Source organism: Enterobacter sp. CRENT-193, assembly GCF_002787395.1.
Lineage (GTDB): Bacteria > Pseudomonadota > Gammaproteobacteria > Enterobacterales > Enterobacteriaceae > Enterobacter > Enterobacter hormaechei_C.
In genome coordinates this window covers 2,809,595-2,834,940 of record NZ_CP024812.1, presented here as the reverse complement: position 1 = coordinate 2,834,940, position 25,346 = coordinate 2,809,595, and the positions used below count along the sequence as shown (strand labels likewise).

At 56.1% G+C, this 25,346-nt stretch carries 27 protein-coding genes and 1 riboswitch; of the genes, 14 read left to right on the top strand and 13 right to left on the bottom strand.

Annotated elements, in window-relative coordinates:
• The first annotated feature begins 8 nt into the window (after positions 1 to 8).
• Positions 9 to 539 carry a disulfide bond formation protein DsbB gene (gene dsbB, locus CU081_RS14195; protein ID WP_017693268.1) on the top strand — a complete coding sequence of 177 codons (531 nt, stop codon included), beginning with the start codon at positions 9 to 11 and terminating at the stop codon, positions 537 to 539.
• 99 nt (positions 540 to 638) lie between these two features.
• On the opposite strand, the gene CU081_RS14190 is transcribed toward dsbB, so the two are convergent.
• From CU081_RS14190 to CU081_RS14180, 3 genes are all read right to left on the bottom strand, one after another.
• Positions 639 to 1,079: a YcgN family cysteine cluster protein gene (locus CU081_RS14190; protein ID WP_015570314.1), complete on the bottom strand. Its 441-nt coding sequence runs from the start codon at positions 1,077 to 1,079 to the stop codon at positions 639 to 641.
• Between the two features lie 93 nt (positions 1,080 to 1,172).
• A complete protein-coding gene (locus CU081_RS14185; RefSeq protein WP_003859945.1) occupies positions 1,173 to 1,832 on the bottom strand; it encodes a fumarylacetoacetate hydrolase family protein in 660 nt (219 codons plus the stop codon).
• Positions 1,833 to 1,878: 46 nt separating this feature from the next.
• Complete coding sequence (locus CU081_RS14180) at positions 1,879 to 2,154, bottom strand: YcgL domain-containing protein (protein WP_006810982.1); 276 nt, start codon at positions 2,152 to 2,154, stop codon at positions 1,879 to 1,881.
• A gap of 123 nt (positions 2,155 to 2,277) precedes the next feature.
• Between CU081_RS14180 and minC the strand changes: the two genes are divergently transcribed.
• Genes minC through minE form a run of 3 tightly spaced genes read left to right on the top strand, consistent with a single transcriptional unit; the run spans position 2,278 to position 4,090 of the window.
• A complete protein-coding gene (minC, locus tag CU081_RS14175) occupies positions 2,278 to 2,985 on the top strand; it encodes a septum site-determining protein MinC (protein WP_022651428.1) in 708 nt (235 codons plus the stop codon).
• A gap of 22 nt (positions 2,986 to 3,007) precedes the next feature.
• Positions 3,008 to 3,820: a septum site-determining protein MinD gene (minD, locus tag CU081_RS14170; protein ID WP_003859938.1), complete on the top strand. Its 813-nt coding sequence runs from the start codon at positions 3,008 to 3,010 to the stop codon at positions 3,818 to 3,820.
• A gap of 3 nt (positions 3,821 to 3,823) precedes the next feature.
• On the top strand, positions 3,824 to 4,090 hold the full coding sequence (gene minE / locus CU081_RS14165; protein WP_003859937.1) for a cell division topological specificity factor MinE: 267 nt from the start codon (positions 3,824 to 3,826) through the stop codon (positions 4,088 to 4,090).
• An 86-nt stretch (positions 4,091 to 4,176) separates the two neighbouring features.
• On the opposite strand, the gene rnd is transcribed toward minE, so the two are convergent.
• The 5 genes from rnd to CU081_RS14140 form a co-directional block, all read right to left on the bottom strand.
• Entirely contained in the window at positions 4,177 to 5,292 is a 1,116-nt protein-coding gene (rnd, locus tag CU081_RS14160) for a ribonuclease D (protein WP_122959317.1), read from the bottom strand.
• Positions 5,293 to 5,375: 83 nt separating this feature from the next.
• Positions 5,376 to 7,061, bottom strand: coding sequence for a long-chain-fatty-acid--CoA ligase FadD (gene fadD / locus CU081_RS14155; RefSeq protein WP_003859933.1), 1,686 nt, complete (start codon positions 7,059 to 7,061; stop codon positions 5,376 to 5,378).
• A gap of 203 nt (positions 7,062 to 7,264) precedes the next feature.
• Positions 7,265 to 7,846 (bottom strand): Slp family lipoprotein, encoded by a 582-nt coding sequence (locus CU081_RS14150; protein ID WP_003859931.1) that lies wholly within the window; start codon positions 7,844 to 7,846, stop codon positions 7,265 to 7,267.
• Positions 7,847 to 7,883: 37 nt separating this feature from the next.
• Complete coding sequence (tsaB, locus tag CU081_RS14145) at positions 7,884 to 8,579, bottom strand: tRNA (adenosine(37)-N6)-threonylcarbamoyltransferase complex dimerization subunit type 1 TsaB (RefSeq protein ID WP_003859930.1); 696 nt, start codon at positions 8,577 to 8,579, stop codon at positions 7,884 to 7,886.
• A 66-nt stretch (positions 8,580 to 8,645) separates the two neighbouring features.
• Positions 8,646 to 10,556 (bottom strand): ATP-dependent DNA helicase, encoded by a 1,911-nt coding sequence (locus tag CU081_RS14140; protein WP_022651431.1) that lies wholly within the window; start codon positions 10,554 to 10,556, stop codon positions 8,646 to 8,648.
• A 133-nt stretch (positions 10,557 to 10,689) separates the two neighbouring features.
• Here CU081_RS14140 and CU081_RS14135 point away from each other — a divergent pair, with 133 nt between their 5' ends.
• On the top strand, positions 10,690 to 11,034 hold the full coding sequence (locus CU081_RS14135) for a RidA family protein (protein WP_003859927.1): 345 nt from the start codon (positions 10,690 to 10,692) through the stop codon (positions 11,032 to 11,034).
• Between the two features lie 5 nt (positions 11,035 to 11,039).
• Here the strand turns inward: CU081_RS14135 and CU081_RS14130 are convergent, their stop codons facing one another.
• The gene (locus CU081_RS14130; protein ID WP_003859925.1) at positions 11,040 to 11,222 is read right to left on the bottom strand and encodes a YoaH family protein; all 183 of its coding nucleotides are present in this window, start codon (positions 11,220 to 11,222) and stop codon (positions 11,040 to 11,042) included.
• Positions 11,223 to 11,283: 61 nt separating this feature from the next.
• On the opposite strand from CU081_RS14130, the gene pabB reads away from it, so the two are divergent.
• The 4 genes from pabB to CU081_RS14110 all read left to right on the top strand — a co-directional run bounded on the left by pabB (position 11,284) and on the right by CU081_RS14110 (position 16,470).
• Positions 11,284 to 12,618 (top strand): aminodeoxychorismate synthase component 1, encoded by a 1,335-nt coding sequence (pabB, locus tag CU081_RS14125; RefSeq protein WP_003859923.1) that lies wholly within the window; start codon positions 11,284 to 11,286, stop codon positions 12,616 to 12,618.
• Positions 12,615 to 13,193, top strand: coding sequence for a CoA pyrophosphatase (locus tag CU081_RS14120; RefSeq protein ID WP_003859921.1), 579 nt, complete (start codon positions 12,615 to 12,617; stop codon positions 13,191 to 13,193). Before pabB ends, CU081_RS14120 begins: the two co-directional genes overlap by 4 nt.
• Before the next feature lie 184 nt (positions 13,194 to 13,377).
• Positions 13,378 to 14,742 carry an L-serine ammonia-lyase gene (gene sdaA / locus CU081_RS14115; protein ID WP_003859920.1) on the top strand — a complete coding sequence of 455 codons (1,365 nt, stop codon included), beginning with the start codon at positions 13,378 to 13,380 and terminating at the stop codon, positions 14,740 to 14,742.
• 129 nt (positions 14,743 to 14,871) lie between these two features.
• Positions 14,872 to 16,470 carry an EAL domain-containing protein gene (locus tag CU081_RS14110; protein ID WP_022651433.1) on the top strand — a complete coding sequence of 533 codons (1,599 nt, stop codon included), beginning with the start codon at positions 14,872 to 14,874 and terminating at the stop codon, positions 16,468 to 16,470.
• A gap of 6 nt (positions 16,471 to 16,476) precedes the next feature.
• On the opposite strand, the gene yoaE is transcribed toward CU081_RS14110, so the two are convergent.
• Positions 16,477 to 18,036 carry a CNNM family cation transport protein YoaE gene (yoaE, locus tag CU081_RS14105; protein WP_003859916.1) on the bottom strand — a complete coding sequence of 520 codons (1,560 nt, stop codon included), beginning with the start codon at positions 18,034 to 18,036 and terminating at the stop codon, positions 16,477 to 16,479.
• On the bottom strand, positions 18,024 to 18,182 hold the full coding sequence (locus CU081_RS26840) for a protein YoaL (RefSeq protein WP_370883315.1): 159 nt from the start codon (positions 18,180 to 18,182) through the stop codon (positions 18,024 to 18,026). The genes yoaE and CU081_RS26840 overlap by 13 nt, the downstream gene beginning before the upstream one ends.
• A gap of 317 nt (positions 18,183 to 18,499) precedes the next feature.
• Between CU081_RS26840 and manX the strand changes: the two genes are divergently transcribed.
• The 5 genes from manX (at position 18,500) to mntP (ending at position 22,655) form a co-directional block, all read left to right on the top strand.
• Positions 18,500 to 19,462, top strand: a complete 963-nt coding sequence (manX, locus tag CU081_RS14090; protein ID WP_022651434.1) for a PTS mannose transporter subunit IIAB — start codon at positions 18,500 to 18,502, stop codon at positions 19,460 to 19,462.
• A gap of 47 nt (positions 19,463 to 19,509) precedes the next feature.
• On the top strand, positions 19,510 to 20,310 hold the full coding sequence (gene manY, locus CU081_RS14085) for a PTS mannose transporter subunit IIC (RefSeq protein WP_003859914.1): 801 nt from the start codon (positions 19,510 to 19,512) through the stop codon (positions 20,308 to 20,310).
• A gap of 12 nt (positions 20,311 to 20,322) precedes the next feature.
• Positions 20,323 to 21,174: a PTS mannose transporter subunit IID gene (locus CU081_RS14080; RefSeq protein WP_006810994.1), complete on the top strand. Its 852-nt coding sequence runs from the start codon at positions 20,323 to 20,325 to the stop codon at positions 21,172 to 21,174.
• A 54-nt stretch (positions 21,175 to 21,228) separates the two neighbouring features.
• On the top strand, positions 21,229 to 21,687 hold the full coding sequence (locus CU081_RS14075; protein ID WP_003859912.1) for a DUF986 family protein: 459 nt from the start codon (positions 21,229 to 21,231) through the stop codon (positions 21,685 to 21,687).
• A gap of 198 nt (positions 21,688 to 21,885) precedes the next feature.
• Positions 21,886 to 22,087: riboswitch (yybP-ykoY riboswitch) on the top strand.
• A 1-nt stretch (position 22,088) separates the two neighbouring features.
• Positions 22,089 to 22,655, top strand: coding sequence for a manganese efflux pump MntP (gene mntP, locus CU081_RS14065; RefSeq protein ID WP_022651435.1), 567 nt, complete (start codon positions 22,089 to 22,091; stop codon positions 22,653 to 22,655).
• Here mntP and rlmA read toward each other — a convergent pair.
• Together rlmA and ftsI are read right to left on the bottom strand one after the other, a co-directional pair.
• Positions 22,652 to 23,467, bottom strand: coding sequence for a 23S rRNA (guanine(745)-N(1))-methyltransferase (gene rlmA, locus CU081_RS14060; RefSeq protein ID WP_022651436.1), 816 nt, complete (start codon positions 23,465 to 23,467; stop codon positions 22,652 to 22,654). The two genes, mntP and rlmA, sit on opposite strands and share 4 nt — an antisense overlap.
• Before the next feature lie 39 nt (positions 23,468 to 23,506).
• Entirely contained in the window at positions 23,507 to 25,252 is a 1,746-nt protein-coding gene (gene ftsI / locus CU081_RS14055; protein ID WP_003859909.1) for a peptidoglycan glycosyltransferase FtsI, read from the bottom strand.
• Between the last annotated feature and the right edge of the window lie 94 nt (positions 25,253 to 25,346).

Sequence of the window (25,346 nt, the reverse complement as noted above, 5' to 3'; positions counted from 1 at the left end):
AAATGATTATGTTGCGATTTTTGAACCAGTGCTCACGCGGTCGCGGAGCGTGGTTGTTGATGGCCCTGACCGCCTTTGCGCTGGAAATGGTCGCGCTGTGGTTTCAGCATGTGATGGGGCTGAAACCTTGCGTACTGTGTATTTATGAGCGTTGTGCGCTGTTCGGCATTATGGGCGCGGGTCTGGTAGGTGCGATTGCACCCAAATCACCGTTACGCTATGCGGCAATTGCCATCTGGCTGTACAGCGCCGGGAAAGGCATTGCGCTTGCCTGGGAGCACACCCAAATGCAGCTTCACCCGTCGCCGTTTATGACCTGCGATTTTGCCGCCCGCTTCCCGAGCTGGCTGCCGCTGGATAAATGGCTGCCGCAGGTGTTTGTGGCCTCCGGTGACTGCTCTGTACGCCAGTGGGAATTCCTGACGCTGGAGATGCCGCAGTGGCTGGTGGGCATTTTTGTCGCCTACTTTGTGGTGGCGCTGCTGGTGCTGATTGCCCAGCCGTTCAAACCAAAGAAACGCGATCTTTTTGGAAGGTAAAAGCAGAACGGCAACGTCAGTTTTGCAGGTCGGGTAAGCGCAGCGCCACTCGACACAATTGTGAACAATAAAAAACCCGCCTCGGCGGGTTTTTTATTATCACCGATTAGGGTGATTCATAATGTGGTCTTCCCAGTCCCGCACCTCGGACTCTTTCACCGCAATGTGGCGCACGGAAATACGTTCGCCGTGCATCGCCGCTTTCGACCCCGTCAACAGCGGATGCCATGTGGGCAGATCTTTCCCTTCCGCCAGCAGGCGATACGCGCAGGTATGCGGCAGCCACTCAAAGGTCGGTAGATTTTCACGGGTTAACTTGATGCAGTCCGGCTCATATTCGAAACGGCGCTCATAGTTGCGGCACTGGCAGGTTTTGATGTTTAACTGCTTGCAGGCTACGTTGGTGAAATAGATCTCGTCCGAATCTTCATCCATCAGCTTATGCAGGCAGCACTGCCCGCAGCCGTCACACAACGATTCCCACTCCGCGTCGGTCATGTCGTCGAGAGTTTTGCTTTGCCAGAAAGGAATGTCGTTCATCGGGATGTCCACACGTCAAAATAGAGCGCACCTTATAACGAGTCTGGCACGTTGATGCAAGTTTTGCCGCCCTTTTCAGGCGGCAAGGTGCTTTTACAGCACGCGGGTTTTCAGCGACAGGCCGTTAAAACTGACATCCAGTTCGTCGCCGCTAAGCAGCGGCCCCACACCTTCCGGAGTGCCGGTGAGGATCACGTCGCCAGGTTTCAGGGTGAAGAAGCGGCTCATGTAGGCAATCAGCGGAACGATCTTATGGATCATGTCAGCGGTCGTTCCCTGCTGGCGGATCTCGCCGTTGACCTTCAGGCTGAGCGGCGTGTTCTGCGGATCGTCGGTAAATTCACTCACCGGAATGAAACCGGAAATCGGGCATGAATTATCAAAACCCTTCGCTTTTTCCCACGGCTGCCCCGCTTTCTTCATTTTGCCCTGAACATCACGCAGCGTCAGGTCAAGCGCGACACCGTAACCCGCAATCGCTTTCTCTACATGCTCTTCGGTCGCCTGGCGCAGCGTCGCGCCGATCAGCACCGCCAGCTCCACTTCATGATGCACCGAGCCCAGTCCCTGCGGCAGAACCAGCGGCTGGCGAATATCGCACAGTGCGGTTTCTGGCTTAATAAACAGAACCGGCTCTTCCGGCACGGCGCTGCCCATCTCCTGAATATGTTTTGCATAGTTGCTGCCCACGCAGACCACTTTGCTGACGGGATAATCCAGTAATGCACCTTGCCAGTTATGATGTTGATACATGGTCGACCCCAATCGGTTGATGAGTTGTTCCCGGAAGGACCCGGGCTTATTTCTTTCCGCTCACCTCAAGATGCTGTTTTAATAAATTCTCCGGTGGCGGCGGAAGCTGTAAATAATAGCCCTGCTCGGTTAACGCCTTTTTGACTTTCTCCAGATCGGCGTTCACCAGCTTCTTACGGCCGTCCAGCGGCAGCAGCATCGCCAGCTGCGGTCGGCCAAAGCTTTTCATTAATTCTTCAGGCACGCGGGAAAAATCGTCTTTCTTTTCGACATAAAGGTAGGTCTGGTCGCGGCTGGTACTTCTGTAGATCACACAAAACATGTTTTTACTCTGAATTAACGGGTGGTTGCTTGCCTCAATATACTCCTGACTATAACATGCCTGATACTCTTCGGAATATCGCGGCGATGTGTTGCGGTTAATAGCAAATTGAGTAAGGCCAGGATGTCAAATACGCCCATCGAGCTTAAAGGCAGTAGCTTCACCTTATCAGTGGTTCATTTGCATGATGCAAAACCCGAGGTTATTCGTCAGGCGTTAGAAGACAAAATCGCGCAGGCTCCCGCTTTTCTTAAGCATGCTCCTGTCGTCGTCAATGTAAGCGACCTTGAGGGGCCGATTAACTGGAAGCGGCTCCAGCAGGCCGTCGCCTCCACGGGGTTGCGCATCGTGGGCATTAGCGGCTGCAAAGACGCAGAGTTAAAAGCCGAAATTGAACGCGCGGGTTTGCCCTTGTTAAACGAGGGCAAAGAAAAAGCCCCACGTGCAACGCCTGCAACCGTTCCCGCTCCCCCGCCTCCGGCGCAAAATGTAGCCCCAGTCACAAAAACGCGATTGATTGATCTGCCGGTTCGTTCCGGTCAGCGCATTTATGCGCCAAACTGTGATCTGATTGTTACAAGCCACGTCAGTGCGGGCGCTGAACTGATTGCAGATGGCAATATTCACGTTTACGGTATGATGCGTGGACGTGCGCTTGCGGGCGCCAGCGGCGATCGAGAAGCACAAATTTTTTGTACTCACCTGACGGCAGAACTGGTGTCTATCGCAGGTGAATATTGGCTGAGCGATAAAATCCCAGCCGAATTTTATGGCAAAGCGGCCCGTCTGCAACTGGCAGATAACGCTTTGACCGTTCAACCGTTAAATTGATCCCTTTTAACAAGGAATTTCTATGGCACGCATTATTGTTGTGACTTCGGGTAAAGGAGGCGTTGGCAAGACCACCTCCAGCGCGGCCATCGCTACTGGTTTGGCCCAGAAGGGAAAGAAAACCGTCGTAATCGACTTCGATATCGGTCTGCGTAACCTGGACCTGATCATGGGTTGCGAGCGTCGCGTGGTGTATGACTTCGTGAACGTCATTCAGGGCGATGCCACCCTTAACCAGGCGCTGATTAAAGATAAGCGTACCGAGAACCTCTACATTCTTCCGGCGTCCCAGACCCGTGATAAAGACGCCCTGACCCGCGAAGGCGTGGAAAAGGTGCTCGACGATCTGAAAAAGATGGAGTTCGACTTCGTGGTCTGCGACTCCCCGGCCGGTATCGAAACCGGCGCGCTGATGGCGCTCTACTTCGCGGATGAAGCCATCATCACCACCAACCCGGAGGTCTCGTCAGTACGTGATTCCGATCGTATTCTCGGCATTCTGGCCTCGAAATCCCGTCGCGCGGAAAATGGCCAGGAGCCAATCAAAGAGCACCTGCTGCTGACCCGCTACAACCCGGGCCGGGTGAACAAAGGTGACATGCTGAGCATGGAAGACGTGCTGGAGATCCTGCGCATCAAACTGGTTGGCGTGATCCCGGAAGATCAGTCCGTGTTGCGCGCCTCTAACCAGGGCGAGCCCGTGATCCTGGATACACAGGCAGACGCGGGTAAAGCGTATGCGGATACCGTTGACCGTCTGCTGGGAGAAGAACGTCCTTTCCGCTTCATTGAAGAAGAGAAGAAAGGTTTCCTCAAACGCCTGTTCGGAGGATAAGTTATGGCATTACTGGACTTTTTTCTCTCGCGGAAAAAAAGCACCGCCAACATCGCAAAAGAACGTCTGCAAATCATTGTGGCGGAACGTCGTCGTAGCGACGCCGAACCGCACTACCTGCCGCAGCTGCGCAAAGACATTCTGGAAGTGATCTGCAAATACGTGCAGATTGACCCGGAAATGGTCACCGTTCAGCTGGAGCAAAAAGACGGGGATATTTCGATTCTGGAGCTGAACGTCACGCTTCCGGAAGCGGAAGAGTCGCGTTAATCCGGTTGTGGTTTTGTAGGCCGGGCAAGCAACGCGCCACCCGGCAATTTCCCCGGTGGCGCTGCGCTTACCGGGGCTACAATTCTTTAGCGCGGATACCCTTCCAGCAGGGTATTCAGGCGTTCGGCCATCAGTTCCCCCCGCCATCCGGCGACCAGCTCCGGTAAACCATTTTGCGGTTTCAACTTCCAGTGCCAGTTCAGCAGCTGGTTAATCTGACGACGTGAAGCCAGCAGTTCGGCACTCAGTTTGCTTTCCCCCGCCACCGTCTGCACCAGCGCTTTGATATCTTTGAACGCCTTGCGGTAGCCCGGCATATCCATCAGGTTAAGCAGTGGTTCTGGCAGTGCGTCCTCCGGCAGCTGCTGAGCTTTCTCTACCAGCGCGAGCAGCGTTTTACCGTGGAAACGGATCTCACTCCCGGAAAGGCCAATGCTGTCCAGTTCGCCAAGGCTACCCGGCATATAGCGCGCCACCGCCCACAGGTGTTCTTCACGCACCACGAAGTTAACCGCCAGATCGCGCTCACGTGCTTTACGCAGACGCCAGTCAGCCAGCAGTTGCAGACAGGCCAGCTGGCGGGTGCGCAGCTGCCAGGCGTTGGTGATGTCACGCCAGGCCTCTTTCGGATCAACCACTTCCTGACGACGCTGCTGCGTCATGCGGCACTCGTCCAGTGCGGCAGACAGCCAGCCGGACGCCTCAGCTTCTTTCATAAGCTGGCCGGCAATTGGAAGAAGGTAAAAGACGTCTGCCGCGGCGTATTCAAGCTGACGCGCCGTTAGGGGACGCGCGAGCCAGTCGGTACGCGATTCGCTCTTATCCAGCGTCAGACCGGTGTACTCTTCCACCATCGCGGCGAAGCCCCAGGAGAGCGGACGACCGCTGAACGCCGCGAGGATCTGGGTATCAATCAGCGGCTGCGGCATGATGCCAAAAGTGTTGAGAAAGACTTCCAGATCTTCACTGCCCGCGTGCAGATATTTGGTCACGGCGGTATCCAGCAACAGCTCGCGCATTGGCGCCCAGTCGGTAATGCCGAGGGGGTCAATCAATGACACGTGTTTGCCGTCATACATCTGAATCAGACCCAGCTGCGGATAGTACGTTCGGGTGCGGACAAATTCCGTATCCAGGGCGATAGCGGGAAATTCACGCGTCACCTCGCACAGCGAAGCCAGCTCGTCGTTGGTAGTGATCATCTGGTAATTCAAATCGGACTCTCTTTTGTTTGCGCCCATAAAAAACGCCGGCTTAACCGGCGTCTGGGCGATTAACGTGAAGCTCAGGCCTTATTGTCCACTTTGGCACGGGCTTCGTCACGTAATTCTCGTCGTAATATCTTCCCGACGTTGGATTTCGGCAGCTCATCCCGGAATTCCACCAGCTTCGGCACTTTATAGCCCGTCAGCTGACGGCGACAGAACGTTATCAGCGCATCCTCGGTCAGAGAAGGATCTTTCTTGACCACAAATATCTTCACCGCTTCACCGCTGCTGCCGGAAGGAACGCCCACCGCCGCCACTTCCAGCACGCCGCTGTGCTGCATCACCACGTCTTCGATTTCGTTCGGATAGACGTTAAACCCTGACACCAGGATCATGTCTTTCTTGCGATCGACGATGCGCAGGAAGCCTTCGTCATCCATCACCGCGATGTCGCCCGTGTGCAGCCAGCCGTCTTTGATGATCTCATCCGTGGCATCCGGACGTTGCCAGTAGCCCAGCATCACCTGCGGCCCTCTGACGCATAGCTCCCCTGGCTCACCGTGAGGCACTTCGTTATCCTCATCATCTACCAGTTTTGCTTCCGTCGACGGGACCGGCAGACCGATACTGCCGCTGTGGTAGTCGATGTCATGCGGGTTAACGCTGACCAGCGGGGCGCACTCCGTCAGGCCATAGCCTTCCAGCAGATACTGCCCGGTGAGTTTCACCCAGCGCTCGGCAACCGCCTGCTGAACCGGCATCCCGCCGCCCGCGGAGAGGTGCAGCGTGGAGAAATCGAGCTGCTGGAACTCTTTATTGTTAAGCAGCGCGTTAAACAGGGTGTTCACGCCGGTCATGGCGGTGAACGGGTATTTCGCCAGCTCTTTGACCAGCCCCGGGATATCGCGCGGGTTGGTGATCAATACGTTTTGACCGCCAAGCTCGATAAACAGCAGGCAGTTCATGGTCAGCGCAAAAATGTGATACAGCGGAAGCGCGGTGATCACCAGCTCCTTGCCCGGGTGCAGCAGCGGCCCGTAGGTGGCGTTAACCTGCTCAAGGTTCGCCAGCATGTTACGGTGGGTCAGCATCGCCCCTTTCGCCACGCCGGTGGTGCCGCCCGTGTATTGCAGGAAGGCCAGATCCTCGGACACGATCTCCGGCTTTACGTATTGCATCCGGTAGCCCGCATGCAGGGCGCGGCGGAAGGAGATGGCATCCGGCAGGTGGTATTTCGGCACCAGCCGCTTAACGTATTTAACGACAAAGTTGACCAGCGTACCTTTCGCGGTAGAGAGCTGGTCACCCATGCGCGTCAGGATGACGTGCTTAACCTGAGTTTTTTCAACGACTTTTTCCAGCGTGTGGGCAAAGTTGGAGACAATCACAATCGCCGCCGCGCCGCTGTCATTCAACTGATGTTCCAGCTCGCGCGGGGTATAGAGCGGGTTAACGTTAACCACGATCATCCCTGCCCTGAGGATGCCGAACAGCGCCACCGGGTATTGCAGCAGGTTTGGCATCATCAGCGCGACGCGATCCCCTTTCTGCAAGCCCAACCCTTCCTGTAAATAGGCCGCAAACGCCCGGCTGCGCTCTTCCAGCTTACGGAAAGTCATCACTTCGCCCATATTCACAAACGCGGGCTGGTCAGCGTAGCGCCGTACCGAGTGTTCAAATAATTCAATCAGGGATTGATAACGGTCAGGATTGATCTCCGCAGGGACATCCGCGGGATAACGGTTAAGCCAAACCTTTTTCAATGCATCACCTCTGAAATGAGTGTTCGTCGTCATCACAGCCCCGATAATAAACAGTTTGTTAACATTATATTAACTCAGCGTACCAGTTTATTAATTGTTCAGATTGCAGGTTGCGAAGCGCGTCACTCTTTTTTTTCGTTTTATCCGTAAAAAAACAGAGACAGCGGCTGAGCCGCTGTCTCTTTCCTAACAATAACAGTAACTTACTCAGTTACTATTGTTTGAACCTGTGCAGGGCCTGGATTGTACCAGCCCCAGCCACCGTAGCCGTAACGATACGGATGCGGTCCCCACATCCACGGATCGATTGGCTGTGGCGGCATCACCACCTGCTGGGCGATACGCCAGCGTTTGTAGCCGTTCACCTGCATGGTCATAAATTTGTATGGCGTATTGCCGATTTTCCCCGCCACCGAACCGGTAATTGGCCCGACGACGGTCACCAGCTGCCCGCGGAAATCTACCGGATCGAGGAAGCCGCTGACGTCAGCGTAGATCCGCCCGCGCGAGGCTTCACCCAGAACAGGCCGCGCGCCGTCGTCCAGTGGAACGGTGGCAATCTCCAGCCGGGTTTTCCCCTGCTGGTTTAGCACTTCAACCACCTTGCCGCCAAACCGTGCTTCCTGCCCGACATACAGCTCCGGGGCATTCATCACGCGTACCAGATCCTGCTGTGGCGTCGGGCTGGTGCCCTTGATCGCATCAGGAACGGTGACGCACCCGCTCAGTGCTATGGCAACCGCGCCTGCCATAAAAAAGCGTACAACTTTAGTCTGAACCGCCATGATGCGACTCCTTTTTCTCAGTTCCTGTTACTGAGATTCACTCGCGGCCAGGAAGTTTCTTCCACGCGACGGTGTTTCGTAAATAAACCGGTTCAGCGTGTTCAACCGCCACGGTTTTTCCTGCGGCAAGCAGCTGACAGGCAATCGGCAGCATATCTTCGGCGGCGGGCAGGAGCATGTTACCGTCCACCAGCGTAAGGCCGGTGTCCTCCGCCATCTCCGGCCACGCCGCCCAGCCGGTTCCGACCGTCGCCCACTCACCGGAGAGCTGTTTCAGGCGCCCGGTGACGGCTTCAGGTTTAAGCACCGCTTCCGTCTCTTCGCCGTGCCAGACGCCGTTTTCGTCACGGGTGTACTCCGCCCAGTAGACTTCCCCCATGCGGGCATCAATCGCAGCCAGCACGCGGGTGGCGCCGGTCATGCGCCATGCTCCCTGGGCCATGGTCGCAAGCGTGGAGACGCCGATCATCGGCAGGTCAGCGCCCAGCGCCAGCCCCTGCGCAATGCCAATCCCGATACGTACGCCCGTAAAGCTGCCCGGACCACGGCCGTAGGCCAGCGCGTCGAGGTCAGTCAGGGCGGTGTTGCCCTCGGTTAAAATGGTTTTTACCAGGGGCAGAATACGTTGGGTGTGTTCCCGTGGGCACTCTTCGAAATGAGCAAAAATCGTACCGTCGTTCCACAGGGCAACGGAACAGGCCTCTGTCGCGGTATCAATAGCCAGAATTCGCATCAGTCGTCGCGCTCTCGCAATGGTCAGTCACAAAATGGCGCGCATCTTAACACACTCCGGGAAGAATTACTCCGCCGTCGGGTTCGCCAGGAAGCGGACCGCGCGTTTAATATCCCGCGTGCGCGGCGCGGGCGGCAGGCTGGCGAGGAAGGTCGCGCCGTAGGGACGCATCACCAGGCGGTTGTCGCAGATCACCAGCACCCCGCGATCGGTGACGTCGCGGATCAGTCGCCCTACCCCCTGTTTAAGCGTGATGACCGCGTCCGGCAGCTGGACGTCGTCGAACGGATCGCCCCCGCGCAGACGGCAGTCCTCCATGCGCGCTTTCAGAAGCGGATCGTCCGGCGATGTAAACGGCAGCTTATCGATAATCACCAGCGAGAGCGTGTCGCCGCGCACGTCTACCCCTTCCCAGAAACTACTGGTCGCCACCAGCAGGGCATTACCGGCGCTGACAAACTGCTGGAGCAGCTGGCCTTTACTGGTCTCCCCCTGCAACAGCACCGGTAGCGTCATGGTGGCGCGGAACTGCTCGGCCAGATCGCGCATCATGGCGTGTGAGGTGCAGAGCATAAAGCAGCGCCCGTTGTTGGCCTCGATCATCGGCTTCAGCATGGCCGCCAGATGTCGCGCCGCGCCCGGCTGGTTAGGCAGCGGCAGATTGCGCGGCACGCACAGCAGCGCCTGTCTCTCATAGTCGAACGGGCTCGGCAGAAGCAGGGATTCCGCCTGCTCAATGCCGAGGCGCTCGGTAAAGTGGTGCAGATCGTCATTGACCGACAGCGTGGCCGAGGTAAAGACCCAGGTGCCGGGCTTTTGCGCCATCACCTCTTTAAATTTATCAGCAACGGTCAGCGGCGTGAGCGCCAGGGTGAAGTGGCGCGAGGTACATTCGTACCAGTAGCTGTAGCCCGGCTGGTTGATCTCTTTCAGCCGCTTCAGCCGCCCACGGTAAAGCGTGGCGCGCTCGAAGGCGGCGTCCAGCAGCGCTGAACGTCCGCGGGACAGCTTCGCCACGTCGTAACAGAGTTCAAGGGCATCATCGAGCAGCAGCAGCGCGCGCTGGATATTTTTGTCTGCGAGCAGTTCGCGCAGGTTGCCGCGATAGCCCGGCTCGCCAAGCTGTAAGCGGAAATCCTGTGCGCATTGCGCCAGGCGGTCCGCGCACTTCTGCAACTGCTGGGTATCTTTGAGTTCGGTGCGATAGGCAATGGTAATATCTTTCGCCAGATCCTGAAGCTGACGGCTGGAAAGCGACTGCCCAAAATACTGGCTGGCGATGTCCGGTAGCTGATGGGCTTCATCGAAGATCATCACCTCCGCCTCCGGGATCAGCTCGCCGAAACCACTGTCCTTGACCACCATATCCGCAAGAAACAGGTGATGGTTCACCACCACCACGTCGGCGTCCATCGCGGTTTTACGCGCTTTCACCACAAAACAGTCTTTATACAGCGGGCAGTCGCTGCCGAGGCAGTTGTCATTGGTGCTGGTCACCAGCGGCCAGGCCGGGGAGTCTTCCGGCACGCTCGCGCAGGTGCTGATGTCCCCCTCCTCCGTCTGGTTGGCCCAGGCGCGCAGGACGATCACATCGCTCAGGGTTTGTACCGGCAGGTCGCCGCCCGCCAGCGCCTGCTGTTCAAGACGCTCCAGACACAGGTAGTTAGAACGCCCTTTCAGCAAGGCCAGACGCCCTTTGTATTTCAGCGCTTTCGCCACCGTGGGTAAATCGCGGCTGTAGAGCTGATCCTGGAGCGCTTTTGATCCCGTAGAGATGATCACCTTCTTTTTCGCCCGCAGCGCAGGAGCGAGGTAAGCATACGTTTTCCCCGTACCGGTACCGGCCTCCACGACCAGCGGCTGCGCCTTGTCGATAGCGTGCGCAACGGCATGCGCCATCTGACGTTGGGGTTCGCGCGGTTTAAAGCCGGGGATAGCCTGTGCTAACTGACCCTCTGGGGAAAAATCGTCTGCCACGGTGTTCTCTCACTGTATTTTTGCACAGGGATTATGTCAGCCCCTTCTCTCCGGTGCCACCCCAAATAGTGACGACGGCGGAACATTATGGCAGTCTTGCCGCCTGACGACGAAAGATAACGAGGATACGTTTATGACAATTACGCGCATTGATGCCGAAGCCCGCTGGTCTGATGTGGTGATCCACAACCAGACGCTGTACTACACCGGCGTCCCTGCCAATCTGGACGCCGACGCCTTCGAGCAGACCGCCAACACCCTGGCGCAGATCGACGCCGTACTGGAAAAACAGGGCAGCGACAAATCCCGCATTCTGGATGCGACGATTTTTCTGGCGAATAAAGACGATTTCGCGGCGATGAATAAAGCATGGGATGCGTGGGTGGTGGCGGGTCACGCGCCTGTACGCTGCACCGTACAGGCCACGCTGATGAAACCGGAATATAAGGTTGAGATCAAGATTATCGCGGCAGTGTAAGCCGGTTATTCTTCATCTTCATCCTCAAAGCGCGCCACGATCCGCTCGCCGGTATGGGTGGCGCGAAGTTCTTCCGCGACCTGGGAAATTGCCTGTCCGCTGCTCATCCCCTGGGACATCAGCTCCTGAATACGTTCAACGGCTTTCTGCTGTTGGTCATGGCTGAGAGAAGGTAAACCTGCAAACATCGTTAACTCCTGCTAAATTATTCGCGCTAATTATTTCACGCTGCCCGGTAGTATGCCATACATGAACATGCGCTTCCCCACTGTTATGACCTTGCCCTGGCGTGCTGACGCCGCGGAGTTCTGGTTTGCCCGTCTGAGCCACCTTCCTTTTGCCATGCTGCTGCACTCCGGCCATGCGGATCACCCCTACAGCCGCTTTGATATTCTGGTGGCCGACCCGGTTAAAACGCTGACGACCGATGCGCTGTCGCCAACGGACGATCCGCTGATGCGGCTTCAGAACGAGATCGATGCTCTGGGCTTAACTGCCACACCGGATCCGGATCTGCCTTTCCAGGGGGGCGCGCTGGGCCTGTTTGGTTACGATCTGGGTCGCCGTTTCGAAAAGCTGCCCGAGCATGCGCAGGCGGATATTTCCCTGCCGGATATGGCGGTGGGGCTGTATGACTGGGCGCTGATCGTGGATCACCGTAAGCAGACGGTTTCTCTGCTGAGCCACCGGGACGTACAGGCGCGTCTGGCCTGGCTTGAGGCGCAACGGCCCGCCGCCCCGGAACACTTTATGCTGACCTCCGGCTGGCGCTCGAACATGAGCGCGGAGGAATACGCGGAAAAATTCTCCCGTGTGCAGGCGTATCTTCACAGTGGCGACTGTTATCAGGTCAACCTTGCCCAGCGTTTCCAGGCGGCGTACAAGGGAGACGAATGGCAGGCGTTTACCCGCCTCAATGCCAGCAATAAGGCCCCGTTCAGTGCATTTTTACGCTTTGAACACGGCGCCATACTCAGCCTTTCGCCTGAGCGTTTTATCCACCTGGCTGACGGTATGATTCAGACCCGCCCAATAAAGGGCACACTGCCGCGCCTTGCCAACGCCGACGCCGACCGCCAGCAGGCGGAGACGCTGGCGGCCTCTCCCAAAGATCGTGCCGAAAACCTGATGATTGTCGATCTGATGCGCAATGATATTGGTCGCGTCGCCGAGCCGGGCAGCGTGCGCGTGCCGGAGCTGTTCGTCGTGGAGCCTTTCCCGGCGGTGCATCATCTGGTCAGCACCATCACCGCACGCCTGCCGGCCTCGCGAACCGCCTGCGATCTGCTCCGCGCCGCGTTTCCGGGCGGCTCCATCACCGGCGCGCCGAAGGTCCGGGCGATGGAGATCATCGACGAACTGGAACCACATCGCCGCAACGCCTGGTGCGGCAGCATCGGCTATGTGAGTCTGTGCGGCACCATGGATACCAGCATCACTATTCGCACCCTGACGGCGTGCGACGGTAACCTGTACTGTTCCGCAGGCGGTGGCATTGTGGCCGATAGCCAGGTCGAGGCGGAATATCAGGAAACCTTTGATAAAGTGAATCGTATCCTGAAACAACTGGAGAACTCACGGTGAAGAAAGACAACCTGACGCTGGATGATTTTCTGTCACGCTTTCAGCTTCTGCGGCCCCAGGTTAGCCGCGCCACGCTGAATCAACGTCAGGCGGCGGTGCTGATCCCGGTCGTGCGCCGTGAGCAGCCGGGTCTGTTGCTTACCCAGCGCTCACCGCATATGCGAAAACACGCCGGTCAGGTTGCGTTTCCGGGCGGCGCGGTGGACAGCACCGATGCATCCCTGATTGCCGCCGCACTGCGTGAAGCGCATGAGGAAGTGGCGATCCCCCCGGAGACAGTCGAGGTGATCGGCGTGCTGCCGCCAGTGGACAGCGTAACCGGTTTTCAGGTCACGCCGGTCGTTGGCATTATTCCGCCCGACCTTCAGTATCACGCCAGCGTCGATGAAGTTTCAGCGGTGTTCGAAATGCCGCTGGAAGAGGCCCTTCGTCTGGGCCGCTATCACCCACTGGATATTCACCGCCGCGGACACGATCATCGGGTCTGGCTGTCGTGGTATCAGCATTATTTTGTCTGGGGCATGACGGCAGGCATCATTCGTGAGCTGGCCCTGCAAATCGGCCTGAAGCCTTGACTATACTTTACATTCCGCCCTTTTCTGGCAGGTTTGCGATCGGCGTCGCGCTATTAGCAAAACCATCGTTAACCATTAGTTTAATTCATGTGAATAGTTAAGCCGAGGTTGGTGTTCCCTCTTACACTATGCGCAGTTATAACATCGTTACTGGAACCCCAGTAACCCTGTCAGGAGTGTGAAAGTGATTAGTATATTCGACATGTTCAAAGTGGGGATTGGTCCTTCCTCTTCCCACACTGTAGGGCCGATGAAGGCCGGTAAACAGTTCGTCGATGATCTGGTCGAAAAAGGATTACTGGAAAGCGTTACCCGTGTCGCCGTAGACGTTTACGGTTCACTGTCATTAACGGGTAAAGGCCACCACACCGATATCGCCATTATTATGGGTCTGGCAGGCAATATGCCGGACACTGTTGATATTGATGCCATTCCGGCATTTATCCGCGACGTGGAAACGCGCGGACGCTTGCTGCTGGCTAACGGTCAGCACGAAGTGGACTTTCCGCAGGATGACGGGATGCGTTTTCGTAGCGACAACCTGCCGCTGCATGAAAACGGCATGACCATCCACGCCTGGAGCGGCGAAAAAGAGATCTACAGTAAAACCTACTACTCCATCGGCGGCGGCTTTATCGTTGACGAAGAACACTTTGGTAAAGAGAGCGCGGGCGACGTCAATGTGCCCTATCCGTTTAAATCGGCCACCGAGATGCTGGGCTACTGCAAAGAGACCGGTCTGTCCCTGTCCGGCATGGTGATGCAGAACGAACTGGCGCTGCACAGCAAGAAAGAGATCGAAGACTATTTTGCTAACGTGTGGCAAACCATGCGCGCCTGTATTGACCGCGGGATGAACACCGAGGGTGTTCTGCCTGGGCCTCTGCGCGTACCGCGTCGTGCCTCTGCGCTGCGCCGCATGCTGGTCACCACCGACAAGTTCTCCAATGACCCAATGAACGTGGTCGACTGGGTGAACATGTTTGCCCTCGCGGTTAACGAAGAGAACGCAGCGGGTGGTCGCGTGGTGACGGCGCCGACCAACGGCGCGTGCGGTATCGTTCCGGCGGTGCTGGCCTATTACGATCACTTTATTGAGCCCGTGACACCGGATATCTATATCCGTTATTTCCTCGCGGCAGGCGCTATCGGCGCGCTGTACAAAATGAATGCGTCCATCTCTGGTGCCGAAGTAGGCTGTCAGGGTGAAGTGGGCGTGGCCTGCTCTATGGCGGCAGCGGGTCTGGCGGAACTGTTGGGCGCCAGCCCTGAGCAGGTGTGCGTGGCGGCGGAAATCGGTATGGAGCACAACCTCGGTCTGACCTGTGACCCGGTTGCCGGTCAGGTGCAGGTGCCGTGCATTGAGCGTAACGCCATCGCCTCCGTCAAAGCGATCAACGCCTCGCGTATGGCGATGCGCCGTACCAGCGAGCCACGCGTGTCGCTGGATAAGGTTATTGAAACCATGTACGAAACCGGCAAGGACATGAACGCGAAGTACCGTGAGACCTCACGCGGCGGTCTGGCCATTAAGGTGCAGTGCGACTAAGCCTTCCTTTCGCCCATCTGCAACAGATGGGCGAATTTTCCCCTCTCGTCTCGTCGCTTCACGTATTCCCCACTACACTGTCACTGTTGCGTCTGGCTTTTCTGGCCGGTGCTTAACAGGCGACCGTTCATGCAAACTGCACAAACGATCATTAAAGACTATCGCCGAAAACGCGTTATCGTCTGTGTCACGGTTGCGCTCGTTACGCTCGTCCTGACGCTGGGCATTCGCTTTATTTCACAGCGCAACATAAATCAGGATCGGATCCACGACTTTACCCACCACACCGTGCGTGCGCTTGATAAGGTGCTTCTCTCGTTAGAGGTCCAGCGTGAAACGCTACTTTCACTGGTTGGCATACCCTGTTCCGAAGCAAATCTGATCCTGCGAAAACAGGCGGCGATCCTCCAGACCGTACGCTCCATCGCCCTCATTCAAGACGGAATACTGTATTGCTCAAGCGTCTTTGGCAGCCGTAATGTGCCCGTCAGTGAGTTTGTGCCGGAGCTTCCAGTCAGTGAATCCAGGCTGCTGCTGTCGACTGACCGGTGGCTGGTAAAAGGCAGCCCGGTACTGATTCAGTGGTCTCCCGTTGCGGGCGACGGCAACGACGGGGTGATGGAGGTGGTGAATATCGATCTCATCACTAAAATGATTCTCGAGCCGCAGCGGCCGCAGATCACCGACGTTGTCCTGAGAGTAGGAGATAACTTCCTCCGCGACGGGCAACAGGTGACGACTACGCCGACCTTCGATGAAAACGCCTCCCTGCTGGAACAGTCGTCACAACATTACCCTTTCAGCGTCACGGTGAGCGGCCCCGGGCCTGGCGAAATGGCGTTAAAAAATCTGCCCACCCAGCTGCCGCTGGCGTTGATGCTCAGCTTACTGATGGGCTATATCGCCTGGCTCGCCACGGCGCGGCGAATCAGTTTCACCTGGGAAATCAACATGGGAATTGCGGCCAGGGAGTTTGAGCTCTTCTGCCAGCCGCTGGTGAATGCCCGCACCCGGGAATGCGTCGGCGTCGAGATCCTCCTGCGCTGGAACAACCCGCGTCAGGGATGGATTTCGCCCGATGTCTTTATCCCTCTGGCCGAAGAACATAACCTGATTGTTCCGCTTACCCGCTACGTCATCAGCGAAACGGTGCGGCAGATAGGCTATTTCCCTGCCTCGCGCGATTTCCATATCGGCATTAACGTGGCCGCCAGCCATTTTCGCCGCGCTGCGCTTATCCAGGATCTCAACCGCATCTGGTTTAACGCCAGCCCTGTTCAACAGTTGATCGTGGAGTTAACCGAACGCGATGCGTTGCTGGATGTGGATTACCGCATCGTGCGGGAGCTGCACCGCAAAGGGGTGAAACTTGCGATTGATGATTTTGGTACCGGCAACAGCTCACTTTCATGGCTAGAAAAACTGCATCCGGATGTGCTGAAAATTGATAAATCCTTCACCACCGCGATCGGCACCGACGCCGTGAACTCAACGGTAACAGATATTATTATTGCGCTTGGCCAGCGGCTGAATATTGAATTGGTTGCGGAAGGGGTGGAAACCGAGGAGCAGTCACGCTACCTGCGCCGTCACAGCGTACATATTTTGCAGGGGTACTTGTATGCGCGGCCAATGCCGCTGCGCGAGTTTCCGAAATGGCTGGCGGAAAGCCACTCTCCGCCAGCCCGTCACAACGGACACATCGTGCCCTTACTGCCGTTACGCTAGATAACGTTACTCTTCTTCATCGTGCGCAGAGTGCTCTTTAACAATACGCACCATATCAACGCGATAGTCGTTGGCTTCGACGATGGTAATTTGCAGCGGCGGCAGCTCCAGCACATCACCGATACGCGGGATCTGCCCGTTAACGGAGATCACCAGCCCCGCCACGGTGGCAATATCTTCATCATCATTGACCACGTTTTCGACGCCCAGCGTGTGCGAGAGTGCGTGCAGGTCGGTGGTGCCTTTCACCAGCCAGCCGTCACCGTCGGCAACGATTTCCGGGGTTTCATCCGCATCAGGGAATTCACCGGCAATGGCTTCCAGCACGTCCAGCGGCGTCACCAGGCCCTGTACCACACCAAATTCGTTGGTGACGATAACAAAGCTCCCGCGAGCACGGCGCAATACGCCCAGCAGGTTGATCGGATCCAGCGTTTCAGGCACCACGATAGCGGGCGACGCGGCCGCTACGGCCTCGACGTTAACGCCCTCTTCCAGCGCCACCAGCATCTCTTTCGCGCGTACCACACCGATGATCTCATCCAGCTCACCCCGGCAGACCGGGAACAGGCTGTGCGGCGAGGAGAGCAGCTGCTGACGAATTTCGTCGACGCTCAGGTTGGCGTCCACCCAGCTGATTTCGCCGCGCGGCGTCATAATACCGCGCAGGGAGCGGGAAGCCAGCGAAAGCACGCCATTGATCATGTAGCGTTCTTCTTCCACAAACGCGCCTTCCGGCACCGGAACCGGGTTGCGGTTCTCGTTATCAGCCTGCACGTTCACCTGACGACGCCCGCCCATCAGTCGCAGAATCGCATCTGCGGTACGGGCTCGCAGCGGCTGATTCGACTGCTGCTTAATAAAGTTACGGCGCGCAATCTGGTTAAACAGCTCGATCAGAATCGAGAAGCCAATCGCGGCGTACAGGTAGCCTTTCGGAATATGGAAGCCAAACCCTTCTGCCACCAGGCTCAGACCAATCATCAGCAGGAAGCTCAGACACAGCACAACGACCGTCGGATGCTGGTTGACGAAACGCGTCAGCGGTTTCGACGCCAGCAGCATTACCGCCATCGCAATCACCACCGCCGCCATCATCACCGGCAGATGGTTCACCATGCCGACCGCCGTAATCACCGCATCCAGTGAGAAGACCGCATCAAGCACCACAATCTGGAGAACAACCACCCAGAAGCTGGCATAACCCTTACCGTGGCCATCATCGTGCTGCCGGTTCTCCAGCCGTTCATGCAGCTCTGTTGTGGCTTTGAACAGCAGGAACAGTCCCCCTACCAGCATAATTAAATCGCGGCCGGAGAAGGTGAAATCCATGACGGTGAACAGGGGCTTCGTCAGGGTGACCATCCACGAGATAACAGACAGTAAGCCCAGACGCATGATCAGCGCCAGCGAGAGGCCGATCAGACGGGCTTTATCACGCTGTTTCGGCGGCAGTTTATCTGCGAGGATGGCGATAAACACCAGGTTATCAATACCGAGAACGATCTCCAGCACGACCAGCGTAAGCAAGCCTACCCAGATTGACGGGTCCATTAAGAATTCCATGACACGCTCCTGCTAAAGGAATGACAAAACGGTGCCCCGCTAATGTCGGGCATTTCAAAGGGAATGAGAGTCGATGCGTGGCGAAGATCGCCGGTGATTAAGGCGCGGAATGGCCTGGAAGATGACTGACGTCGGTGACGGTCCATATAGTGGGCTGTAGCCCTATACTCCTGAATAATTAAACGGACGCTAAACATATCAGAGACAATTGGTTTTTAGCAAAGATTTACGTTCCTTTGCAAACTTCTGTAACACACGCGGATTATCTTAGAGAAAAATCTGTAAGGCGTAGCTAAATTACGGATCTTCATCACATAAATTATTTTTTCACTATCTAAAATAATTCGCGGAAGTCTTAGTTTTTTTGAACTCTAACCCTTATCTGAATCGATTCGGTTCGCCAATACGATTCTCAGTACGCCTGCCTGGCAGACGTATAAATGATAATAAAAGGAGGTAGCAAGTGACCATTGCTATTGTCATAGGCACACATGGTTGGGCTGCGGAGCAGTTACTCAAAACGGCAGAAATGCTGTTGGGCGAGCAGGAAAACGTCGGCTGGATCGATTTCGTTCCCGGTGAAAATGCCGAGACGCTGATTGAAAAATACACTGCTCAGCTTGAGAAGCTGGATACCAGCAAAGGCGTGCTGTTTCTCGTGGATACATGGGGCGGCAGCCCGTTCAACGCTGCCAGCCGCATTGTCGTCGATAAAGAGCATTATGAAGTCGTCGCCGGGGTGAATATCCCGATGTTGGTGGAAACCTTCATGGCGCGTGACGACAACCCAGGCTTTGACGAGCTGGTGGCGCTGGCGGTGGAAACCGGTCGCGAAGGGGTGAAGGCGCTGAAAGCGCAGCCGGTTGAAAAACCTGCCCCTGCCCCTGCTGCACCAAAAGCCGCTGCACCGGCGAAGCCAATGGGTCCGAACGATTACATGGTTATCGGCCTTGCGCGTATTGATGACCGTCTAATCCACGGCCAGGTGGCGACGCGCTGGACCAAAGAGACCAACGTACAACGCATCATCGTGGTCAGTGACGAAGTGGCCGCCGACACTGTCCGTAAAACCCTTCTTACCCAAGTTGCACCGCCGGGCGTCACCGCGCACGTCGTGGATGTCGCCAAAATGATCCGCGTTTACAACAACCCGAAATATGCGGGTGAGCGCGTGATGCTTCTGTTCACCAACCCGACAGACGTTGAACGCATTGTTGAAGGCGGCGTGAAAATCACCTCCGTTAACATTGGCGGTATGGCTTTCCGTCAGGGCAAAACGCAGGTCAACAACGCGATTTCAGTGGATGCGAAAGATATCGAGGCCTTCAACAAGCTGAATGCACGCGGTATCGAGCTGGAAGCCCGTAAGGTTTCCACGGATCAGAAACTGAAAATGATGGATTTGATCGGCAAAGTGGGGAAATAAGCCCGGGCCGGTTTTTCATATAGAGCTTATGTAATAGGAGAAGTGCAATGGAGATTACTACTCTTCAGATTGTGCTGGTGTTCATCGTCGCGTGTATTGCGGGTATGGAGTCCGTACTTGATGAATTTCAGTTCCACCGACCTCTGGTGGCCTGTACGTTGATTGGCGCCGTTCTCGGTGACATGAAAACCGGTATCATCATCGGTGGTACCCTGGAAATGATCGCCCTCGGCTGGATGAACATCGGTGCGGCAGTTGCGCCAGATGCCGCGCTGGCGTCCATTATTTCGACCGTTCTGGTTATCGCCGGTCATCAGAGTATTGGTGCCGGTATCGCGCTGGCCATCCCGCTGGCCGCAGCGGGTCAGGTGCTGACCATTATCGTCCGTACTATTACCGTGGCCTTCCAGCACGCGGCGGATAAGGCGGCCGAAAACGGCAACCTCACCGCGCTCTCCTGGATCCACGTTTCTTCCCTGTTCCTGCAAGCGATGCGTATCGCGATCCCTGCGGTTATCGTGGCGATTTCTGTCGGTACCAGCGAAGTTCAGGGCATGCTGAATGCGATCCCTGAAGTGGTCACCAGCGGTCTGAATATCGCCGGGGGTATGATCGTGGTGGTCGGTTATGCGATGGTCATCAACATGATGCGCGCGGGCTACCTGATGCCATTCTTCTACCTCGGCTTCGTTACCGCTGCGTTCACCAACTTCAACCTGGTTGCGCTGGGTGTGATTGGTGCGGTGATGGCGATTCTTTATATCCAGCTCAGCCCGAAATACAACCGTGTCGCGGGTGCCCCTGCGCAGGCTGCTGGTAACAACGATCTCGATAACGAACTGGACTAACAGGTGAGCGAAATGGTTGATATGACAAAAACTACCACTGAGAAAAAACTCACTCCGGGTGATATTCGTGGCGTGTTCATCCGTTCTAACCTGTTTCAGGGTTCATGGAACTTCGAACGTATGCAGGCGCTCGGCTTCTGCTTCTCCATGGTGCCGGCCATCAAACGCCTGTATCCGGAAAACAACGAAGCACGCCGTCAGGCAATTAAGCGTCATCTGGAATTCTTCAACACCCATCCTTATGTTGCGGCGCCGGTTCTGGGCGTGACGCTGGCGATGGAAGAGCAGCGTGCGAACGGGGCTGAAATCGACGATGGTGCCATCAACGGTATCAAAGTTGGTCTGATGGGGCCGCTGGCAGGCGTGGGCGACCCGATTTTCTGGGGTACCGTGCGTCCGGTCTTTGCGGCGCTGGGCGCCGGGATCGCCATGAGCGGCAGCCTGCTCGGTCCTCTGCTGTTCTTCATCCTGTTCAACGCGGTGCGTCTGCTGACCCGTTACTACGGCGTGGCGTACGGCTATCGTAAAGGTGTGGATATCGTTAAGGATATGGGCGGCGGCTTCCTGCAAAAACTGACTGAGGGGGCGTCAATTCTCGGCCTGTTTGTAATGGGGGCGCTGGTTAACAAGTGGACGCACGTAAACATCCCGCTGGTGGTATCAACGATCACCGGTCAGGATGGTCAGACGCGCGTTACCACCGTGCAGACCATTCTGGACCAGCTGATGCCGGGCCTGGTACCGCTGCTGTTAACCTTCGCCTGTATGTGGCTGCTGCGTAAGAAAGTGAACCCGCTTTGGATCATCGTTGGCTTCTTCGTCATCGGTATCGCGGGCTACGCTGTCGGCCTGCTGGGTCTGTAATAAAATGCGTTACTGACCGGGGGCTTGCCCCCGGTCTTTTTATCTGGAGGATGAATGACTGTCACGGACACCGTACTGGTTTTATTTATTGTTGCCCTTCTGGCTTACGCGATCTATGACGAGTTTATTATGCCTCGCCGCCACGGCGAGACGCTGCTGACCCTTCCCCTCTTACGCCGTGGACGTATTGATGCGTTTATCTTCGCCGGTCTGGTAGTCATCCTCATTTACAATAATGTGACCAGCCACGGCGCAATATTAACCACATGGTTATTATGTGCGCTGGCATTAATGGCGATTTACCTGTTCTGGATCCGCTCGCCAAAACTCATTTTTAAAAAACACGGATTCTTCTTCGCCAATGTCTGGATAGAATATAACCGTATTAAAGAGATGAATTTATCCGAAGACGGGGTTCTGGTGATGCAATTAGAACAACGCCGCCTGCTCATCCGGGTCAGAAATATTGATGACCTGGAAAAGATATACAAATTACTTGTTAAAACTCAATGAGTTATCATTATAGCATCGGCTATATATTGCATTATTCTTGAACCAGCAATATAGCCGGTGCTATATCTCCTCTGTTAATTGACTTATATTTATTAACGATATTTTCACGCATAAATCTAAATGAAAATCGTTATCAACATAGTGGCTATATAAAGCCATCTTCGTTGTTGTTTTATATTCTCAAAATATGTTAAGGTTGCGCCCGTCGTTGGGGAGTAGCCGATTTCCTGCCTGCGGGAAATGTACGTGTCAACATACTCGTTGAAAAACGTGGCGCGTACGGATCGTTTTTAAGCACAATTACTGTGCCAGAAGCGATCAGGCGAGACCATAGATACATCAACTGCTGTTTACTGGGGGCAGTGATGTGTCATATGGATATCCCCGGTCTGGACGCTCTTATGAATATCTCCGCTACGATCCTTCTGGCTTTTGGCATGTCCATGGACGCATTTGCCGCCTCTATCGGCAAAGGTGCCACTCTCCATAAACCTAAATTTTCCGAAGCCCTGCGTACCGGTCTCATCTTTGGCGCTATCGAAACGCTGACGCCGCTTATCGGCTGGGGACTGGGGATGCTCGCCAGCCAGTTTGTGCTGGAGTGGAATCACTGGATTGCTTTCGTGCTGCTGGTGTTCCTCGGCGGACGTATGGTGATTGAAGGTTTTCGTGGCAACGGCGATGAAAATGATGCGCCGCTGCAACGCCACGGCTTCTGGCTTCTGGTGACAACCGCCATCGCAACCAGCCTGGATGCAATGGCCGTGGGTGTCGGTCTGGCGTTTTTGCAGGTCAATATTATCGCCACCGCGCTGGCGATTGGCTGCGCCACGCTGATCATGTCAACGCTGGGGATGATGGTGGGTCGGTTCATTGGCCCGCTGTTAGGCAAACGCGCCGAAATTCTGGGCGGTATCGTGTTGATCGGGATTGGTGCCCAAATCCTTTGGGCACACTTCGCGGGTTAACCTTCGCGCTGCCAGCAATGGATGCTGAAATCCGTCTGGCAGCGAAATTCTGTCTGCGCTGCCAGCGTTTCCCACACCTCTGGTTTTGCCCGCCACGCAAACGGCGTCATTTGCAGTAACGCCACCGCTTCACTTCCCTGCAACGTCATTTCATACGCTACCGACTGCGCCTGCTTTAACGCAAAGCCTGCCAGCTGTTCAGAGTGAGGCGCATGCAGGTGAACTTCATCATAGATCAGCCCTTTTAGCTCCAGCAGATGACGCGGCCCTGGCGTGACGGTGATAACCCAGCCACCGGGCTTAACGACGCGAGCCAGCTCCTCAGCCTTGCACGGCGCATAGATACGCACCACGGCGTCCATACTCTCTTGCTCAAACGGCAGGCGGTGGCTGGAGGCCACGCAGAACGTTACCGCTGAGTAGCGTTTGGCTGCCGCACGGATAGCCACTTTAGATACGTCCAGCCCGTACGTTTCGGCGCCCTTCTCAGCCGCCACGTCAGCAAACGTGGCGGTGTAGTAGCCTTCGCCGCAGCCGATATCCAGCATGGCGGATGCGCCTTCTGTCAGATATTCACGGAGTAAGGCGACAACGGCATCCCTGAGCGGTTGATAATGCCCGGCATCGAGAAACGCCCGGCGCGCCTGCATCATCTCCGCGCTGTCACCCGGGTCCCGGGAGCGCTTGTGCTGTACCGGCAGAAGATTTACATAGCCCTCTTTCGCCCGGTCAAACTGATGTCCCTGTGGACAGATAAACGTTTTCTCCGCGCGCGTCAGCGGCGCGTGGCAAAGGGGACAACTGAAAGACATGACAGCTCCAGGGCGTAAACCAAAAGGCGAAGTGTACCGCTATTCGCCAGGGTTATAAACGGCTGGGTGATGCATCACGATCAGATGGTCAGAATCTGCCGGCAGCCCGTCAGGCTTTACGTTTTCCAGACGCAGAACGTTCCCCATAATTTCGCTGAAAACGGGCGCGGAAACGGCCCCGCCGTAATAGGCACCGTTTTGCGGATCGTTAATCACCACCACCAGCGCAAAACGGGGATCGCTGGCAGGCGCAACGCCTGCGGTATAGGCGACGTATTTATCCACATACTTACCGTGTTCATCGATTTTTTTGGCCGTCCCGGTTTTTATCGCCACGCGATAGTTACGCACCGCCGCTTTGATTCCACCACCGCCGGGTAATGCGACGCTCTCCATCATGTGCTCCACCTCGTGAACAATTTCCTCGGGCATCACCCGCTTGCCAATCACCGGCGGATCGATTCGGGTGATGGACAGAGGCCGTTCAATGCCATAGCTGCCGATGGTGGCATACACATGCGCCAGCTGGAGGGGGGTTACCATCAGGCCATATCCAAAGGCAAAGGTCGCCCGGTCTAACTGGCTCCAGAATTTCCGCTGCGGCAGTAAACCTGCGCTTTCTCCCGTTAAGCCAAGCCCGGTACTCTCGCCAAAGCCAAAGTGTTTATAGGTATCCAGTAACCGTTGCACAGGCATCGCCAGCGAAAGACGGGACACGCCCGTGTCACTGGATTTTTGCAGGATGCCGGTCATCGTCAGCTCGGGGTAGTAGCCCACGTCGCGGATACGATGGCCATCAATAGTGTAGGGATGCGTGTCTATGACGCTGTCAGGCTGTACCAGCCCCTGCTGTAGCGCCGTCATCAGCACCAGAGGCTTAACGGTCGAGCCAGGTTCAAAGGTGTCGCTGATCGCGCGATTGCGAAAATCATCCAGCGTTGCCCCTTCCCGGTTGTTGGGGTTGAAGTCGGGGAAGCTCGCCATCGCCAGAATTTCGCCCGTCTGGATATTAATTAGCACCGACGCGCCTGACTCAGCTTTGTTCCACGCCACGGCATTATCCAGCGCGTCTTCGGTGATAGTTTGCAGGCGTTCATCGATACTAAGCTGGATATTATGTGCAGGTACGGGAGCCACCTCCGTGAGGTTCTCCACCACATGTCCGTAGCGATCTTTCCTGACCAGCCGCACGCCTGCCTTCCCGGTAAGCTGCGTGTTGAAGCTTTTCTCGACACCCTCAATGCCCTGACCATCAATATTGGTGAAGCCAATCAGGTTCGCCGCCACGTGCCCGGCAGGATAAAAGCGGCGGGACTCATCGCGAAGGTTGATACCCGGGAGACGCAGCTTATCGATCCACTTTGCCTGGGAGGGATCAACCTGACGGGCAAGGTAAATAAATCGCCCGTGCGGGTTACTGTTGATTCGCGATGCGAGCGTGCTCAGAGAAAGGTGTAAGGCATTTGCCAGGGCCTGCCAGCGCGAATCATAACCGATCCCCCCTTTTTCCAGCACTGTTTTGGGATCGGCCCAGACGGCCTGGACAGGTACGCTCACCGCAAGGGGTCGTCCTTCACGGTCCACAATCATCCCCCGCGGGGCGTCTATCGCCACTTCGCGCAGGGAGCGCATATCCTCCTGCTTAACCAGATTATCCGGTTTGATAATTTGCAGCCACGCCACGCGGCCCAGCAGAAACGCAAGACTACAAAAGATAGCGAGACACAGAAGTGCAAAACGTGCCGGAGTAAAGTTTCCGGTGGTCGTTATTGTCTTTTTTTTCACCTTAACCCCAGGGCTGTTGATCAACGCCCTGATTTAACGGGAAAAGCGGATAAGAAGGCGGGAAAACAATGCTAATAATCTCGAGGGTTTGCAA